Below are 16,316 nucleotides of genomic sequence, written 5' to 3' on the forward strand. Positions count from 1 at the left end.
CGCCGTCATCTCGGCGCTGTTCGCGTGAACCCTCTGTCACAAATGCCCGATCCCGAGCCGACGACAGCACTGTGGCCCGGCCCCTGCTGAGGAGATCGCAATGCGAGTTACAGGAAAGCGCCGGGTCGCCCTCGTGGCGGCCGCGACCGCCATCGTGCTGGTCGGCGCCGGCACCGCCTACGCGTACTGGACGACGACGGGCAGCGGGAGTGGAAGTGCCAGCACCGGCACCAGCGTTCCCGTGACGGTGGCGCAGGACAGCACCGTCGCCGGGCTCTACCCGGACGGTCCGGACGTGCCGCTCGACTTCACCATCACCAACCCGAACCCCGGCTCGCAGTTCATCTCGTCCGTGACGATCGCCGTCACGGGGACGAGCTCCGCGAGCTGCACGGCTGCCAACTTCGCCGTGTCCCAGCCGACGATCACCGCGGGCAACATCGCGGCCGGCGCCACCTCCTACGCCAGCGCGACCACCGGCGCGGCGATCCACATGATCGACACCGGCGCCAACCAGGACGCCTGCAAGTCCGTCACGGTCAACCTGTCGTACTCGGTCAGCTGACCCAGGTCCTGGCGGTTGACGAGCAGCGTGACGCGCGATGACTGAGGGCGCTCAGCCGACCCCCACCCCGGAGCAGCCGGTGGCACCCCGCCGCCGAGCCGCTCTCGGGTGGTGGGTGCTGGGCGCCTTCGGCCTGCTCGCCGGCCTCGCGCTGGTCCTGGGCCAGCTGTTCCACGGGCCGGCGGCGGGCCAGGCGTCCGCCGGGTCACCGACGACGCCACCCACCACCTCGCACGCGGGCGGGCAGACTCCGTCGTTCAGCGGCACTGCCACCCCGACCGGTACCCCCACCGGTACCCCCACCGCATCCCCGACCACCACCGGCGCGGGCTCGAGCACGCGCTCGGCCGGGACGGGTCCGGTCGGATCAGGCTCCAGCGGGACCGGACCCCGCGCCACCGCGTCGGGCAGCACGACGTCCCGCCCGAGTGCCCCCTCGACCACGAGGACGTCGACCCCGCCCCCCGGTGGCGGCCCGACCATCACCCCGAGCGGCCCGGCGACGGGCTCACCGTTCACCATCACCGTGTCGGGAGTCGACGGTCCGCTGGTCCCGGGTGCGCCACGGACCTTGACCGTTCAGGTGCACAACCCGAACAGCTCCACGATCCGCCTGCTGTCCCTCACGGCGTCGGTCGGCGACCCCCAGCACGCGGGCTGCTCCGCGGCCTGGGTGTCGGTCGGCAGCTACGCCGCCGCGCACGCCCCGTTGCTGCTCGTCGGGGCCGGCCAGTCGAGGCCGCTCTCGCTGCCGATCGTGCTCACCAACCTCGCGACGGTGAACCAGGACGGTTGCAAGGGCGTCAGCTTTCCCCTGACCTTCAACGGATCTGCCACGCAGGTGACCCCGTGAGCGCCCGCGGCCAGCACCGCCGTCGGGACGGCCGCCCGGTGGTCCGGCTGCTCGTCGGGTCCGTGATCGGCGTGGCCGCGCTGGTCGGGATCGGCTCGGGGTCGACCGCGATCGCCAGCTGGTCCGCGACCGGTAGCGGTGCCGGCGCCGCCGCCACGGCGACCCTGGCCCCCGCCAGCGCGCTGACCGCCGCGCAGGTCGGCAACGACGTCAAGCTCACCTGGTCTCCCGCGGTGCCGCCGAGCGGAGCGACCCTGACCGGCTACTACGTGACCCGGTACGCCGGGGCCACACCGTCCAAGGCCTGTGGCACCAACCCCGCGGCCCCCGGCACGCTCCTGCCCGCCTCCGCGCTCACCTGCACGGACACCTCCCTGGTGAACGGCACCTACTCCTACACCGTCACCGCGGTGCTGCGGACCTGGACGGCACCGAGCGCCGCCAGCAACGCGCTGGTCGTGATCGTCGACGGATCGGCGCCCGGACTCGCCCTGGGGATGGCCTCCGGCGCCACCGGTGCCTCACTCTCCGGGAGCACGCTCTGGTACCGCAGCGGCGGCGCGGGCAGCGTCAGCCTGACGGCGGCCGTGACCGACGGGCAGTCGGGTCCGGCGTCCGCGTCGTTCCCGCTGGTCGCGGCCAGCGGCTGGACGCACGCCGCCGAGACCGTCACCACCGGCACCGGCTCGCCGCCCACGGTCACGTACCAGTCCAGCCCGTTCGCCTGGACGGCGTCACCGGGCACCCCTGCCTCGATGGCCGTCGTCGGCCGCGACGCCGTCGGCAACGCCTCCTCGATCTCGGTCGCGTTCGCGGCCGACGCGAGCGCCCCGACAGGCGGCTCGCTCAGCGTGAACGGCGTGGCGGCCACGGCTGCTGGGAGCCAGAGCGTCAACAAGACCGGTGCGTTCACCCTCGGCCCGCGCATCGACTACACCGCGGACGTCGGGTCCGGGCTGGCGAGCAGCCTGCTGACGCTGCAGTCCGCGTCACTGGTCAACGGCGCCTGCGGGGCCTTCGGGGCCGCCACCACGGTGACCGGCGCGCCGGCACAGAGCGGCCTGGCCACGGGGTGCTACCGCTACAGCCTGACCGGCACCGACCGGGTGGGCAACGCGTCGGCGCTCGTGTCGACGGTGAAGGTCGACGTCACGGCGCCCACCCAGAACCTGTCGCTGGTCTCCGGCACCGGCGCGTTCCTGACCCCGGGCCGCCTGTACTTCCGTGGCACCGCGGCGGGTTCCTTCCAGCTCGCCACCACCGTCACCGACGCCGCCACCGGCCCCGCGCAGACCGTCTTCCCGGCCATCGCGACGACGGGCTGGACCCACAACGCAGAGACCGTGACCACCGGGTCCGGCACTCCGCCCAGTACGACGTACTCCTCGACGAGCTACTCCTGGACTGCCGCACCCTCGGTCCCCGGCTCCAAGAACATCATCAGCGGCGACGGCGCGGGCAACACCGTGACCACCGCGCTGGCGTTCACCCGGGACAACGCGGCGCCCACCGGCGCAGTGCTCAAGGTGAACGGCGGGACCGCCAGCGCGGCAGGCACGTTCACCAACAGCGCCAGCGGTACCTTCGCGATCGGGACCCGCACCGACTACGTCGAGACGACCTCCACCACCGCAGCGGGTCTGGCGTCCAGCGTGCTGACCCGCGAGGCAGGAACCCTCACGGGCACGTCCTGCAGCGCCTTCGGTGCGGCGACCACGGTGACCGGCGCGCCGGCCGAGACCGGTCTGACCACCGGTTGCTACCGCTACACCCTGACCGGCACCGACAACGTGGGGAACGTCGTCGCGATCAGCACGACCGTGCGGGTGGACCAGTCGGCTCCGACCGGCGCCGCCCTGACCGTCAACGGCCAGGTCGCCTCGGCGGCCGGCACCACGACGACCAACGGCACCGGCAGCTGGCCGATCGACGTCCGCACCGACTGGACCGACCCGCAGTGGGCCACCACCACCAGCACCCTGACCCGGCAGACCGCCCCGATGGCCAACGGGGTCTGCGGGACCTACGGGGGATCGTCGACGATCGCTGGGACGACGGCGCAGACCGGGACGGCACGCAACTGCTACCGGTACACGCTCACCGGTACGAACACTGCGGGGCTCGTCTCGACCGTCTCGGTCGTCGTCAGGGTCAACCCGTACGTGAGCGGCGTCCAGCTGGTCAACGGATCGGGCGCCGCCGGCCGGGTCAGTGCCGGCGACCGGATGGTCGTCACGTTCTCGGACACCATGGACCCCAGCACCTTCTGCACCGCCTGGGGCACCAGCGGCGACCAGTCCATCACCGGTGACAACCAGGCCAAGGTCTCGTTGAACGACGTCGCCGCCGGGGACACGGTGACCGTGACGTCCACGCTCTGCACGTTCCGGTTCGGCACGATGGCCCTGGGCTCCACCGGCTACACGGGCGCGACCACCACGTTCGCAGGCGCCGGCGCCAACAAGTCCACGATCGTCTGGGACGCTGCCGCCCGCACGTTGACCGTGACGTTGGGAGCGGCGTCCAGCACCTCGCCGACCGTCGTGCCGTCGAGCGCCGTCACGTTCACCCCCAGCACGGTGATCCGCAACAGCGGAGGCCTGGCGATCGGTGGCACCTTCGTGACCGGCACGATGCAGCAGTTCTGAGCCGCCCTGGGCCGGTGCCGTCCTCCTGCGCGGGAGTAGCATCCTGCGTGGAGGGGAGCGAGGTGATGAAGCGGCTCCTGTGCACGGTCATCAGCCACCGGTACGCCCGGGTGCGCTACCCGTCGTCCCCCGACGGGTACTACCTGAGGTGCCTGCGCTGCGGGCACCGCGGCGAGGAGCCGTACCTCTCCTTCCAGGTGGCGTCCGCGGTCCGGGCCGACTCCGCAGCGCACGTGGACCTGCGCTCCCGCCGGTAGGTCGGCTGCTGCCGGCCACTGCTAGCGGACGGTTGCCGCGAACGCGGCGAGCGACTCCGACGACTGCCCGGACCGCACCCTGTCGGCGACGGCGTCCCTCGTCCGCAGCGCGCGTCGCCATCCCACGACGGGCAGGCCGACGACGTCCGCGTCGACGTCTTCGTCGACGTCCGCTGGGGTGCGGCGACGAACCTCAACGGTCCACGGACGCCGTAGCGCGACGCGGGTGAGCGCCCCGAGCACCACCAGCAGCAGCACGACGAGCCCGTCGAGGAGGAGCAGGACGAGGGGCAGCAGCAGCCACCAGAAGACCAGCCCGAAGATGATCAGGCCCACCACCACGGCGATCCCGACGAGCAGGTCGTCGATGCTGTCGACCCAGGGGACGTCCAGGGTGTCCAGCCACGACCCGCGGTCCTTGCTGCGCCTGCGGTTCTCGCGCCTGCGCCAGCCACCAAGACGCCGTGCCAGCGGTCGCCACCTCGGCACCGCCCGCACGGTCACCGCGAACGTGTCGCCCGCGGGCGTGCGAGCAGTCGTGGTCAGCATCGACTGGATTCTGCCGCAACGGGTTCAGTCGACGGCCACGACACACACGACAGTGGCCTCCTCACCGCCGCTGACGGTGATCGTCGAACGGTAGGTCCGGCCCGCGGTGACGGTGCCGGGAGTGAGGTCGCAGGAGATCGAGACGACCTCCTCCTTGCCGGCCGGCACGGTGGTCCTCGTCGGGTCGAGGGTGAGGGTCGCCGCCACGACGACTCCGAGCTCGTCGACGAGCGGCGAGGCCGCCAGCTCGATGCGTCGTGCTCGCGGGTGCCGGTTCGCGACGGTCAGCGAGCCGACCGCACGGTCCCCGACCACGCCGTGCAGGGTCAGCCCGGCCAGGCCCGCCGGTGCGGGCGGGGGCGGTGCCGCATGGTGCGCCGCGGGTTCGGCCGACGGGGCGTGCGCAGAGCGGCCGGTTCGCGTCCGGGCCACGTCGTCCACGACGTTCGTGGCGACCTGGCTGCCGAGCTGGGCGACGTCGCGCGCGTACTCCGCGCCGAGCCGGCTCGCGCTGCGCCAGTAGCGCGTCCCCTCCCGCCGCGCGGCCTCGGCGTAGGCCCGGCTCGCGCTGGCCGTGTCCAGCTCGCCGCCGATCGCCGAGCGCAGCAGGTCCACGGATGCCCTGGCCCACGCCGCCTGCGCCTGCCACGCCTCGCGGGTCACGTCGAGCCATCGAGTCAGCTCCGGATCGCGTTCGTTGTCGGGCATCGCGCCTCCCTCAGCAGCAACCGCAGTCGCACGTCACGTCCACCGCGTCGCACGAGGCCGGGTGGACGACGACCGCCACACGTTGCGGGCGTGCGCACCCCTCGAACCTGATGTCAGCGTAGGCGCTCGCGCAGCTCTGCACATCGCCCAGCGGTTCACGCTGCTCGCCGTCCTTGCCTGCGCTCACAGCGACCAGGAGCCGCACGACCTTGCGCTCGCAGCCCTGCAACGTCAGTGGCGAGTCGACGTCGAACCGGGCCTGCACCTGCACGGGCTCGTCGCTGCACAGGTGCCACGGGCCCACCTCGAGGCTGACCTCGCGCTCGCGGTGCCGGGGGTTGCGCAGCGAGAAGGCCAGCACCCGGCGTTCACCGGCGCGTGCGTGCAGCACGATGTCCGCCTGCGGGATGCAGCACGAGCACGGGTCGCCGCAGCCGCAGTCGTCGTGCGACTCCGTGCAGCCGCAGTCCTTCTGGCGGCCCTGCGGCTCGACCGTCCAGCTGCGCTGCAGCGAGCGCACGGCGCTGGAGGAGTCGTCCCACCAGCGCTGCATCGCATCGGCCCAGCCGGTGGCGAGGTCGGACAGGACGTCGGTCGGTGCGCTGCTGCTCATCGGCTCTTCCTTGCTGTGGTGGGCTTCTCGTCGGACGGCAGCACCACGACGACCAGCGTCGCGGTGCCGACCGGGATGCGGGCCTGGTGACGTCGGGTCGGGTCGAGGTCGTCGGGGACGCTCACGTGCCCGGTGGCGTCGACCGTGACCCCCGGCTCGACGGTGACGGGGGAGTCCAGGCCGACCTCGACGTCGAGGTCGCCCACCACGCCGTTCGTCCAGAGCCGGGCCCGCAGCACCGACGCGATGGGCACGGACACGTTGCCCGCGTTGGTGATCCGCACGCTCAGCGGTTGCTGGCCGCGCTGCGCGAGCAGGCGGGACGGGCTGATCCGCAGGTCGAGATCGGCCTCGACCTGCAGCACGGCGTCGCGCGCGACACCGGCCACCTCGAGCTCGACCGGGTAGCTGCCCGGCGCAGTCGATGCCGGCAGGCTCACGCTGACCGGCACGGTGCCCGTGGACCCAGCGGCCAGACGGGCACCGACCCGCGCGGTCGTCGTCCGGACGTCGGGCCCGCGGACGGTCGCCGACCTGACCGTCACTGCGCGGTCGCCCTCGTTCGTCACGCTCACGGTGGCGTCGAGGTGGCGCGGCGTCCCGCGCAGCAGGATGGGCGGCGGGGCGTCCGCGGCCTTGGTCGTGCGACGTTTCGTTGCCACGTCGCCCGCCTACCGGTCCACGACGATCGGCCGCGCCCGGTCGGGTCGCACGTGGGTGGACGTCTGGCCGCAGACACTGAGCGAGAACAGCTCCAGCCCGAGCACCGACCACCCCCAGCGCTGTTCGTAGGGCGTGCACACCTCCGTCGGTGGCGGTGGGGCGAGCTCCAGCCGGACGCACGAGTCGACGGCCACCGGCTTCAGGTCGATGCTGGACGTCGTCTCCAGTGGCGCGAGAGTGATCCGTGCGTCGGAGCTGACCGTGCTGTCCGTGTGCACCTTCGAGTCCGACGTCACCGCGGACGTGGTGTTCAGGCTCGTCCCGCCAGCCAGCGTGGTCGTCGTCCCGCCGTCCACCGTGAGGTTCATGTCCTCCAACCCGGCCAGGTCGGTGGTCAGGCCACCAGAGACGTTGGTGTCGATCGAGTAGTCCGCCATCAGGGCGTCCCTTCCGTTGGGCTGACTGGGCTGACTGGGCTGACTGGGTTCACCAGGTAGGAGTGGTGGAAGCCGAGCCGGGGGTCGCCCCAGCTCGGTACCCGGGGGTCGAACTCCTGCAGCTCGGGCATGGGTATCCGCGTGCGCAGCTCCAGCGACGGGTAGTCGTACACGGTGATGTGGTTCTGGCCGCGGTTCGCCGTGAACAACAGGGTCTGGTCGGCGGACAGCTGGCACGCGTAGATGCCGTCCAGCAGGGCACCCCGGCTCACCTTCATCGCGCCGACGTACAGGTGCGCGTTGGCGAACACACTGCCGCGGGACAGCGCCTCGGTGACGGTGGACGCCGCCTGGCGGGCGTGCGTCCACTGGTCCAGCGCGCCGGGGTGCTCGTCGATGATCCGGTGCTGGGACAACGTCGCCAGGTCGACCAGCACGACCGTGTGGCTGCCACCGGTGCAGAAGATGAGCTCGCGGTCGGAGATGGTCACGTCCGAGTTGATGTGCGCCGGCAGGTCCCGGTCGGCTGACCAGTGCCGCAGCACCTGCCCGGACTCCGCGTCGACCTCGTACGCGTACTCGCGAAGGTACGACATTCCCCAGTGCTGCCAGTCGGTTCCGTCGGCCGGCGCCACCCGGAACGACAGGGCGTAGAACACGTCGAGCACCGGGTGGCACACCAGGTGCCAGCACGTGGTGGGGAGCTCGACCCGTTGCACCGTGCCGGTCCGCGTGTCCAGGATGCCGACCTCACGTGCCTCGCCCCGGCTGGGGTGGTCCATTCCGCCGTACACGACGTAACGGCCGGAGGCGCTGCGCTTCATGGCGTGCGGCACCTTCAGGCCGTGCGGGGCGATCTGCTCGGCCTTGGTCAGCCGGTTGACGTCGAAGCGCCACAGGTGCTCACCGATCGCCGTGATGAACTCGGTCTCGTCCAGCCAGACCAGGTGCGTGCTGCCCTTGATCGTGGTGTCCGGCACCGCAAAGCGCAGGGTCGAGACGCGGTCCGCCTCGTCCAGGGTCTGCGGGTCGTAGAAGAGCAGGTGCTGGCCGGTGTTGCCGAGGAACCCCAGCCGACGCGACGGATCCACCGAGGGGGCGTGGCCGCCCGCGACCCCGCCGAAGTAGGTGATCTTGTAGGCGTGGTCGCCGGTGACGGGGTCGTACCGGAAGAGGCACACGCCGGCGCGGCCCTCAAGACCGTTGAGCCCGTTGCCGTCCAGGGCGATGTGGAAGGCGTAGGGGTACTCCCGCATCGACCCGACGCCGCTCACCAGTGATCACCACCCCGCCTGGTGCTGGTTCCGTGCGGCTCCAAGCCGCCCGAAATCGACCATACGCGGTGCCGTGAAAAGCGTCACGGTGACGAACCGGACAACCTGCTCGGCGGGCGCGTCGGTGAAAACGGTAGAAAACCGACGTGTCGAACTTCTTGCTATGTGATCTTGCTCGCCCCTAGCATTCGGCGCGGCGGGGTGGCAGCGCGCACCTCGCCTTCGACTGCGCCCCGGTGGACGACGGTGAGGTGGACCATGCACGACTTCGGCAACGCGAAGGTGTCGCGTGGTCGCCGGATTCTGGTGCTGAGCAGTGACGAGTTCGGCGCGGACGTCGCCGGTCGACTCACCGGGTTGGGGTCCGTCGTGGTGCACGACGTCAGCGCCGACACGCACCCGAGCTCGTGGCCGTCGGCCGACCTGATCGTGTTGGCCGGGCGGGACCGGCCGTGCGTGGCCGATGCGGTCGACGAGACCTCGTTCCAGCGTGGCCTTCCCTGGTTCCCGGTCAGCGTGCACGGCAGCGAGATCCAGGTGGGTCCCGTGGTCCGCCCGGGGCACAGTGCCTGCCACGGGTGCCTGACCCGTGGTCCCGAACCGCGCAGGGCGGCACTGCCGGCGGACGAGTACGCCCAGGACCACGTCGGGATCGCGGTGGGCATGGCCTACACGGCCGCCCGCGAGGCCTTCGGCGAGCTGGGTGCGACCGACGTCGGCGGCACGGTGCGAGTGTTCAGCCGGGCCGGTGGCGCGCACCGTCGGGCCGGCGCGGTCACGGCCGCGTCCGCGGACGACGACTGCCGCCGGTGTGGTGGGACGGCCGCCCCGCAGCCGGTGGGGACCGCCGTCAGCTGACCTCGATGGGCTGCCCGCCGGTGATCCGGACCAGCTCCTCGTAGGACGTCGGGAACACGGTGTGCGGGTGACCCGCGGCGGCCCACACGACGTCGTAGCGGGACAGCGCGATGTCCACGAAGGTGCGGACCGACGTGGGGTGCCCGACGGGTGCGACGCCGCCGATGGCGAAACCCGTTGCCGCACGGACGATCTCGGGGGTCGCCCGCTGCAGGTCCGCCAGCCCGAGCAGGTCGGCGACCTTGTGCGTGTCGACCCGGTGCGCACCCGAGGTCATGATGAGCAGCGGCTCGCCGGGGTCGCCGAGCTGGTGACGTCCCTGGTCGGGGTCGGCCACCGCGGGGACGCTCACGAAGACGAGAGAGTTCGCGATCTGCCCGACCTCGATCCCGAGCGCGTCAGCCGCGGCCTGCGCCGTGCGAGCGGCGTCGTCCAGCACCCGGATCTCGCCCTGGACGCCGAGCCCGACCAGCGTCTGCGCGACGCGTTGCACGGCCGCGTGCTGGCTGACGTCCGTCATGCAGGCAGGGTAGTGCTGTCGTGATCACCGGTGCCGCAGGTCGGGCTCAGGTGGCGCGTTTCACCAGAAGCGGGGCTGCCCGGGGATCGTCTCGAGGTCGGCCAGCACGAGCGCTCGGTCCTCGGGGTCCGTGACGTCCTCGGCGCAGGCCAGCGCCTGCTCGGTGGCCGCCCGGGCAGCCTCCTCGTCACCGCAGACGGCGTGCGCCCGGGCCAGCGCCTCGTAGGCGAAGGCCAGGTCCCAGTCGCCGATCTCGTTCTCCTGGCACAGGTCCAGGACGCGCTGGGCGTGGTGCAGGCTCGGCTCGCCACGTCGCTGCAGGGCGTAGACCCGCGAGCACAGCCACTCGCCGCGGGCCAGGTTGACCGCGTTGCCGGCGAGCTCCCAGTGGTAGCGGGAGGCGTGTGCCATGTGCAGCATGCGGTCGTCGTCCGCGCGGGTGCGGGCGTCATCCTCCATGAGCCGCCAGGTGCCGTTGAACAGGTCGACGGCGAGCCGGCGGTGCAGCTCGCCGTCCGGGGCGGGTCCGCTGGTCGGGGAGGCCGGTCCGGCCGGGACCGCGGGTGTGCTCACGGGTGTCTCCTTCAGGTGGTGGTCGATGGTGTGCAGGTCGCCGCGCAGGCGGATCGAGCGCGCCTCGACCCGTCGGCGGTGCCGGGCCAAGGCCGTGGCCACGGCGTCGGGGTCGGTGCTCGCCAGGCACTCGCGCACCTCGCCCAGCGGGACGTCGACCGAGCGCAGCAGGTGCACCAGCTGGGCGTCGGCGAGCTGCGCCCGGGTGTAGTAGCGGTAGCCGGTCTGCGGGTCGACGAACGCCGGTGCCAGCAGGTCGACGCGGTGGTAGTGCCGCAGCGCCTTGGTGGTCAGCCCGGTCCGCCGGGCCAGCTCACCGATCGGCAGTAGGCCGTCGTGCTGGGTCATGTCGGCAGGCTAGAGGTCTGCCCCGGGGCAGTCTCAAGATCGCACCTGGCAGTCCTGCGCCCGTTCGGGCGAAGGTGTTGACGGGCTGTCCGAGGCCGGGTGTAGTGTCGTTCTTGTTCGAACACCTGTTCGAATCCTCCCCAGGGCCAGCTCCCCGTCGGCTCGGGAGGAGGGTCCGTCTTCCGGCCGCTTCGACCCCGGCCTTCCGACGGACCCGGACCTGCCTGACCCGGGTGGCGGTGGGGAAGCCGCCGCCCGGGTCCGGGCCAGTCCTGCCCTGCCCCGTCTTCCCCCTACGGCAGCGCGACCCGGATCAGGGACGTCCAGACGTGGTGTGGAGGTGGGTGCGGTGCGGCGGTACGACGAGCAGATCGAGGTGCGGACGGCGAGCCCGGCCGAGGGTGGGCCTGGCATCGGCCCCGGCCGGCCGGCACCGCCGGTGGCATTCGTGTGGCGGGACCGGCTGTACGTCGTGCGAGGGGTCCTCGCGCACTGGTACGAGCGTCGGGTGTGGTGGCGCGAGGCTGCGGCCTCGGCGTTGCTGGGCCTGCGCTCGGAGGCAGCCGGGGGAGCGCGAGGTGAGGGGGTCTTCGGCGGCGGCATCGCGCAGGGGGCGGTGGCGACCGTGCCCACAGACCCCGACGAGCGCCTCGAACCCACCGAGCGGCAGGTCTGGCGGGTCGAGGCGGCGGCCGGCCGGTCGAGCCCGGTCGGCGTCTACGACCTCGTGCACGACCCGTCGTCCGAGCCGAGCACCGGCTGGCGACTGGCCGGCATCGACGACTGAGCGATCCAGCTGACCAGCCGACCATCCAGCCGACCATCCAGCCGACCATCCACCGACCCCGACGAGGAGGTTCTCGTGACGACATCAGGCCCCCCACGGGTGCCAGCCAGCAGCCTCGACCTGGTCGAACGGGCCCGCGACAGCCTGGTCGCCGCGCTCACCGCGACCTCGGCCGGCGAGCGGTACGTCGCGGCGCACCTGGGTGCGCTGCGGGCGGCGGCGGCCGTGCTGTCGGTGCGGGGTCGCCCGCACCGCTACGGCCGCCCGCGCAGCGTGTGGGAGGTGCTGCCCACGGTGGCGCCCGAGCTGGGGGAGTGGGCCGCCTTCTTCGAGGCCGGGGCGACCCGCCGCGCGGCGGTCGAGGCGGGCCGCGAGGACGCCGTGAGCGGTCGGGAGGCCGACGACCTGGTGCGCGACGGTGAGGCGTTCCTTGCCGTGGTGGAGGACGCGCTCGGCCTGCCCCGGCACGCGGTCCTGCCATCCGGTGCCGTGTCGATCCGCAGCGGCTCCGCCCTGCCGCTGTCGCTGCCGGGATGAGCAGCGACTTCGTCCACCTGCACGTGGCGTCGGGGTACTCGCTGCGGCACGGGGCCTGCTCGCCGCAGGCGCTGGTGGACCATGCGGTCGAGCTGGGGATGGGTGGGCTCGCCCTGACCGACCGCGACGGCCTGTACGGCGCGGTCAAGTTCGTCCAGGCCTGCGAGCGCGCCGGGATCGCACCCTCGCTGGGGGTGGACCTCGCGACGGCACCCACCGGCTTGGTCGACGAGCTGCCCGGGTGGGCCGACCCGTCGACGACCGTGCGGGCCGCCGGTGCCGGGCGCACCCCCGTCCGCGGCGGTGCGCTGGTGGACGTCTACCGGCCCCGGGTCACCGTCCTCGCCCTGGGCGCCGACGACCGGCAGGCCCGACCGGCCGGGCAGGGCTGGGCGGCGCTGTGCCGGCTCACGTCGTCCGCCCACCTGGCCAGCGCCTCGCTGGGCGGTGAACGCGGGACGCCGGTCAGCGACCTGGCGATGATCGCCCGGCACATCACCGGTTCCACCAGCGCCGACGACGGTCCCGCGGCGCTCGCGGTGCTGCTCGGTCCGGCCAGCGAGGTCGGCCGCGCGGTGCTGGCCCGGCGACCGGACCTGGCCCGTGCCGTCCTGTCCCGGTGGCGCGCGGCGCTGCCCGAGGGCGCGCTCGCGATCGAGGTGGTCTGCCACCACGGGCCGCCGGGTGGTCCGCTCAGCGTCCAGCACGCCGCCCGGATGCTGGCCCTGGCCCGCGAGGTCGGCCTGCCCGCCGTCCTGACCAACGCCGTGCGCTACGCCACGCCGGACGGTGCCGCCACCGCCGACGTCCTGGACGCCACCCGGCGGTTGGTCACGCTCGACGTCCGGCACCTGGACCGCGTGACGGCCCAGGGGTACCTGGCGGACGGTGCCACCATGGCGCGCACCGCCGAGCAGGTCGCCGCGGCGCTCGGCGGCGGCAGCCACCAGGCCGGTGAGCAGGCGCACCGGCTGCTGGCGGACACGGCCGCCCTGGCCCGCCGCACCCGGCTGGACCCGCGGGCCGACCTCGGCATCGGCTCGGTGCACCTGCCCGAGCCGGCGGTGCTCGGGCTGACCGCCGACCAGCGGCCAGCGACGGTGCTGCGTGAGCGGGTGCGGGCCGCGATCGGCGGCCGGTACGCGGGGGTCTCGGGTCACCAGCTGGCGCAGGTCGAGCAGCGGCTCGACGACGAGCTCTCGGTCATCGACCAGCTCGGCTACCAGAGCTACTTCCTCACCGTGGCCGCGGTGTGCGACCTGATCCGCGACATGAACGTGCGGGTGGCCGCTCGCGGCTCGGGGGCGGGCAGCCTGGTGAACTACCTGCTCGGCATCAGCGGCGTCGACCCGATCGAGCACGGCCTGCTGATGGAGCGCTTCTGCTCGCCGCTGCGCGCCCAGCTGCCGGACATCGACATCGACGTCGAGTCGGACCGGCGCACCCAGGTGTACGAGCAGATCCTGGCGCGGTTCGGCGGTGAGCGGGTCACCTGCGTGTCGATGATGGACACCTACCGGGTGCGGCACGCCGTCCGCGACGTCGGTGCCGCGCTCGGCCTGCCGCCAGCCGAGGTCGACGCCATCGCCAAGTCCTTCCCGCACATCCGGGCGCGCAACGCCCGCACCGCGATCGCCGAGCTGCCCGAGCTGCGGGCCAGCGGTCTGGGGCACCAGCGGCTCGACCTGCTCTTCGAGCACGTGGAGCGGCTCGACGCGCTGCCCCGGCACATCGCGCTGCACCCGTGCGGGGTCGTGCTGTCCGACGGCACCCTGCTGGACCGCACGCCGGTCGAGGCGAGCTGGCTGGGCTTCCCGATGAGCCAGTTCGACAAGGACGACGTCGAGGCGATGGGCCTGCTGAAGCTCGACGTGCTGGGCATCCGGATGCAGTCGGCGATGGCGCACGCGGTCGACGAGGTCGCCCGGGTGGACGGCGAGCAGGTCGACCTCGACGACCGTACGCACGTGCCGCTGGACGACGAGGCGACCTTCCGACTGATCCGCTCGACGCACACCCTCGGCTGCTTCCAGATCGAGTCGCCCGGCCAGCGCGAGCTCGTCGGCAAGTTCGGCCCAGAGACGTTCGGCGACCTCGTCATCGACATCTCGTTGTTCCGGCCCGGCCCGGTGAAGTCCGACATGGTGACGCCGTTCCTGCAGGCCCGGCAGGGCTGGCGGGACGCCCAGTACCTGCACCCGTCCCTGCGTCCGGCGCTGGAGGACACCTGCGGCGTCGTCGTCTTCCACGAGCAGGTGCTGCAGATCGTGGCGGTCACCACCGGGGTCAGCCTCGCCGAGGCGGACGAGGTGCGCCGCGCGATGGGCTCCCCGGCCGGCCAGCTGGAGGTCGAGGCGTGGTGGCGTCCGGCGGCCCGTGCCCGCGGGTACGCCACTACCGACGTCGAGCGGATCTGGTTGGTGCTCAAGGCGTTCGCGTCCTTCGGCTTCTGCAAGGCGCACGCCGCCGCCTTCGCGCTGCCCACCTACCAGTCCGCCTGGCTCAAGGCGCACCACCCGGCCGCGTTCCTGGCCGGGGTGCTCACCCACGACCCCGGCATGTACCCCAAGCGGCTGATCCTGGACGACGCGCGCAGCCTCGGCATCGCCGTCCTCAGCCTGGACGTCAACGCCAGCGACGGCACCTACCGGGTGGAGCGGCTCGCGCCCTGGGACGAACCGCCGCCGGCCATCCTGGACCAGCTGGACGCCGGCCCGGACCGCCCGGACGACGGGCCGCGCCCTCGCCCGCACCCCGACCTGCCGGACGGGCGGGACTACGGCATCCGGCTCTCGTTGGCAGACGTCAAGGGGATCAACGCCGCGGAGGTCGAACGGATCGTCGCCGGGCGCCCGTACGCCTCGCTCGCCGACTTCTGGCACCGGGCCCGGGTCAGCCGTCCGGTGGTGGAGCGGCTCGTCGTCGCAGGTGCCTTCGACAGCCTGTACGGGTTGGGTGGGCTGGCCGCACGGCTGCCGGTGCGCCGCCGCGGGCAGGTGACCCGCCGCGACCTGATGCTCCAGGTGGTCGAGCTCGACCGCTGGACGCGCGCCACCACCCGCGGCACCGGCCAGGGGCGACAACGAGCCGCCGCCAGGGTCGCCCAGGGCGCCCGCGGCCCGCAGAGCCCGGACGACGTGCGTGCCCTCGCCAAGGCCCAGTCGCAGGCCGCGGCCGTGGCCGTCCCCGCCGCCGAGCAGCCCGTGCAGCTCGCGCTCGACCTGGGCGACGCCCCGGACACCACCCGGCTCACCGGCCTGCCCGAGATGACCATGACCGAGCGCGTGCACGCCGAGCTCGAGGTGCTCGGCCTGGACGCCAGCGCGCACGTCGTCGAGGCCTACGCGCCGATGCTCGACGCGCTCGGCGTCACCCGCAGCAAGGACCTGCTGGGCCAGCGCAGCCGGGCCGAGCTGCTGGTCGCCGGCGTGAAGGTGGCCACCCAGACACCACCGATCCGCTCCGGGCGGCGCGTCGTCTTCCTCACCCTGGACGACTCGACCGGCCCGGTCGACGCCACGTTCTTCGAGGACGTCCAGGGTCCTTACGCCGCAACGGTCTTCCACTCCTGGCTGCTGGTCGTGCGCGGCGTGCTGCGCCGCACGGGGCCGCGGGGGGTCTCGCTGCGGGCGACCGGTGCCTGGCAGCTCCCACCGCTCTGGGAGGCGTGGACCGCCGGCGGCCTGCCCGCGGTGCACGCCGCGCTGGACGCCGCCGACGTCCTCGCGCACGCCCAGGTGGCGCCGGACGACGAGGCGCTGGCGGCCGGGGAGCTCGTCCTGGAGTACACGGCCGAGGCGACCGCCGGCGCGGCGGCCAGCCGTTCCACCCGCCCGGTCGTCGCGCCGCCCCAGCCGGAGGAGACGGCGGCCCGGGCCGGCGGCATGGGCGGCGGTTCGCGGACCCGCCGGGTGCTGGTGCACGCCAGCGGCTTCAAGCAGTCGCCGTACGCGGACGTCAAGCCGCCGGGCGAGGACGTCAAGTCCGCCCCGCGCAAGCTGTGGCACTCCAGTCCGGGCAGCTCCGGCCGGTGACCGTCGCGCCGTCAGCGGCCCTCACTAGGCTGGGCGGTGGCCGCGAGCACCGTGGCCCCCGCGAGCCCAGCGCCCGGGTACGACGACCTCGA

General features: G+C 73.1%; 16 protein-coding genes. 8 read left to right on the forward strand and 8 right to left on the reverse strand.

What is annotated here, in order from left to right:
* The first annotated feature begins 100 nt into the window (after nucleotides 1–100).
* From ABEB17_RS09550 to ABEB17_RS09565, 4 genes are all read left to right on the forward strand, one after another.
* Nucleotides 101–565, forward strand: coding sequence for a hypothetical protein (locus tag ABEB17_RS09550; protein ID WP_345716469.1), 465 nt, complete (start codon nucleotides 101–103; stop codon nucleotides 563–565).
* Between the two features lie 37 nt (nucleotides 566–602).
* Nucleotides 603–1,418, forward strand: a complete 816-nt coding sequence (locus tag ABEB17_RS09555; protein WP_345716470.1) for a hypothetical protein — start codon at nucleotides 603–605, stop codon at nucleotides 1,416–1,418.
* Nucleotides 1,415–4,066: a beta strand repeat-containing protein gene (locus ABEB17_RS09560; RefSeq protein ID WP_345716471.1), complete on the forward strand. Its 2,652-nt coding sequence runs from the start codon at nucleotides 1,415–1,417 to the stop codon at nucleotides 4,064–4,066. The genes ABEB17_RS09555 and ABEB17_RS09560 overlap by 4 nt, the downstream gene beginning before the upstream one ends.
* Nucleotides 4,067–4,131: 65 nt before the next feature.
* Nucleotides 4,132–4,323 carry a hypothetical protein gene (locus ABEB17_RS09565; RefSeq protein WP_345716472.1) on the forward strand — a complete coding sequence of 64 codons (192 nt, stop codon included), beginning with the start codon at nucleotides 4,132–4,134 and terminating at the stop codon, nucleotides 4,321–4,323.
* A 21-nt stretch (nucleotides 4,324–4,344) separates the two neighbouring features.
* On the opposite strand, the gene ABEB17_RS09570 is transcribed toward ABEB17_RS09565, so the two are convergent.
* The 6 genes from ABEB17_RS09570 to ABEB17_RS09595 are packed head-to-tail and all read right to left on the reverse strand — an operon-like array spanning nucleotide 4,345 to nucleotide 8,567.
* Entirely contained in the window at nucleotides 4,345–4,872 is a 528-nt protein-coding gene (locus ABEB17_RS09570) for a hypothetical protein (protein ID WP_345716473.1), read from the reverse strand.
* A gap of 24 nt (nucleotides 4,873–4,896) precedes the next feature.
* Nucleotides 4,897–5,580: a hypothetical protein gene (locus tag ABEB17_RS09575; protein WP_345716474.1), complete on the reverse strand. Its 684-nt coding sequence runs from the start codon at nucleotides 5,578–5,580 to the stop codon at nucleotides 4,897–4,899.
* Nucleotides 5,581–5,590: 10 nt separating this feature from the next.
* A complete protein-coding gene (locus tag ABEB17_RS09580) occupies nucleotides 5,591–6,193 on the reverse strand; it encodes a hypothetical protein (protein ID WP_345716475.1) in 603 nt (200 codons plus the stop codon).
* Entirely contained in the window at nucleotides 6,190–6,855 is a 666-nt protein-coding gene (locus ABEB17_RS09585) for an NEW3 domain-containing protein (RefSeq protein WP_345716476.1), read from the reverse strand. Before ABEB17_RS09585 ends, ABEB17_RS09580 begins: the two co-directional genes overlap by 4 nt.
* 9 nt (nucleotides 6,856–6,864) lie before the next feature.
* Nucleotides 6,865–7,293, reverse strand: a complete 429-nt coding sequence (locus tag ABEB17_RS09590; protein ID WP_345716477.1) for a hypothetical protein — start codon at nucleotides 7,291–7,293, stop codon at nucleotides 6,865–6,867.
* The gene (locus tag ABEB17_RS09595; RefSeq protein ID WP_345716478.1) at nucleotides 7,293–8,567 is read right to left on the reverse strand and encodes an NHL repeat-containing protein; all 1,275 of its coding nucleotides are present in this window, start codon (nucleotides 8,565–8,567) and stop codon (nucleotides 7,293–7,295) included. Before ABEB17_RS09595 ends, ABEB17_RS09590 begins: the two co-directional genes overlap by 1 nt.
* A 258-nt stretch (nucleotides 8,568–8,825) precedes the next feature.
* On the opposite strand from ABEB17_RS09595, the gene ABEB17_RS09600 reads away from it, so the two are divergent.
* Nucleotides 8,826–9,425, forward strand: a complete 600-nt coding sequence (locus tag ABEB17_RS09600) for a hypothetical protein (protein ID WP_345716479.1) — start codon at nucleotides 8,826–8,828, stop codon at nucleotides 9,423–9,425.
* Here ABEB17_RS09600 and ABEB17_RS09605 read toward each other — a convergent pair.
* Together ABEB17_RS09605 and ABEB17_RS09610 are read right to left on the reverse strand one after the other, a co-directional pair.
* Complete coding sequence (locus ABEB17_RS09605) at nucleotides 9,418–9,945, reverse strand: YbaK/EbsC family protein (protein WP_345716480.1); 528 nt, start codon at nucleotides 9,943–9,945, stop codon at nucleotides 9,418–9,420. The genes ABEB17_RS09600 and ABEB17_RS09605 overlap by 8 nt on opposite strands.
* 60 nt (nucleotides 9,946–10,005) lie before the next feature.
* Nucleotides 10,006–10,866, reverse strand: coding sequence for a MerR family transcriptional regulator (locus ABEB17_RS09610; RefSeq protein ID WP_345716481.1), 861 nt, complete (start codon nucleotides 10,864–10,866; stop codon nucleotides 10,006–10,008).
* Between the two features lie 349 nt (nucleotides 10,867–11,215).
* Between ABEB17_RS09610 and ABEB17_RS09615 the strand changes: the two genes are divergently transcribed.
* From ABEB17_RS09615 to ABEB17_RS09625, 3 genes are all read left to right on the forward strand, one after another.
* On the forward strand, nucleotides 11,216–11,653 hold the full coding sequence (locus ABEB17_RS09615) for a DUF6504 family protein (protein WP_345716482.1): 438 nt from the start codon (nucleotides 11,216–11,218) through the stop codon (nucleotides 11,651–11,653).
* Between the two features lie 75 nt (nucleotides 11,654–11,728).
* Complete coding sequence (locus ABEB17_RS09620; protein ID WP_345716483.1) at nucleotides 11,729–12,190, forward strand: SAV_6107 family HEPN domain-containing protein; 462 nt, start codon at nucleotides 11,729–11,731, stop codon at nucleotides 12,188–12,190.
* On the forward strand, nucleotides 12,187–16,224 hold the full coding sequence (locus ABEB17_RS09625; protein ID WP_345716484.1) for a DNA polymerase III subunit alpha: 4,038 nt from the start codon (nucleotides 12,187–12,189) through the stop codon (nucleotides 16,222–16,224). Before ABEB17_RS09620 ends, ABEB17_RS09625 begins: the two co-directional genes overlap by 4 nt.
* Nucleotides 16,225–16,316 lie beyond the last annotated feature (92 nt).

The sequence above is a fragment of the Angustibacter luteus genome (assembly GCF_039541115.1).
GTDB lineage: Bacteria > Actinomycetota > Actinomycetes > Actinomycetales > Angustibacteraceae > Angustibacter > Angustibacter luteus.

Excerpts from the sequence above, each read along its gene's own strand:
- ABEB17_RS09550 (WP_345716469.1), top strand. The coding sequence starts at position 101 with ATGCGAGTTACAGGAAAGCGCCGGGTCGCCCTCGTGGCGGCCGCGACC.
- ABEB17_RS09555 (WP_345716470.1), top strand. The coding sequence starts at position 603 with ATGACTGAGGGCGCTCAGCCGACCCCCACCCCGGAGCAGCCGGTGGCA.
- ABEB17_RS09565 (WP_345716472.1), top strand. The coding sequence starts at position 4,132 with ATGAAGCGGCTCCTGTGCACGGTCATCAGCCACCGGTACGCCCGGGTG.
- ABEB17_RS09570 (WP_345716473.1), bottom strand. The coding sequence starts at position 4,872 with ATGCTGACCACGACTGCTCGCACGCCCGCGGGCGACACGTTCGCGGTG.
- ABEB17_RS09575 (WP_345716474.1), bottom strand. The coding sequence starts at position 5,580 with ATGCCCGACAACGAACGCGATCCGGAGCTGACTCGATGGCTCGACGTG.
- ABEB17_RS09580 (WP_345716475.1), bottom strand. The coding sequence starts at position 6,193 with ATGAGCAGCAGCGCACCGACCGACGTCCTGTCCGACCTCGCCACCGGC.
- ABEB17_RS09590 (WP_345716477.1), bottom strand. The coding sequence starts at position 7,293 with ATGGCGGACTACTCGATCGACACCAACGTCTCTGGTGGCCTGACCACC.
- ABEB17_RS09600 (WP_345716479.1), top strand. The coding sequence starts at position 8,826 with ATGCACGACTTCGGCAACGCGAAGGTGTCGCGTGGTCGCCGGATTCTG.
- ABEB17_RS09605 (WP_345716480.1), bottom strand. The coding sequence starts at position 9,945 with ATGACGGACGTCAGCCAGCACGCGGCCGTGCAACGCGTCGCGCAGACG.
- ABEB17_RS09610 (WP_345716481.1), bottom strand. The coding sequence starts at position 10,866 with ATGACCCAGCACGACGGCCTACTGCCGATCGGTGAGCTGGCCCGGCGG.
- ABEB17_RS09625 (WP_345716484.1), top strand. The coding sequence starts at position 12,187 with ATGAGCAGCGACTTCGTCCACCTGCACGTGGCGTCGGGGTACTCGCTG.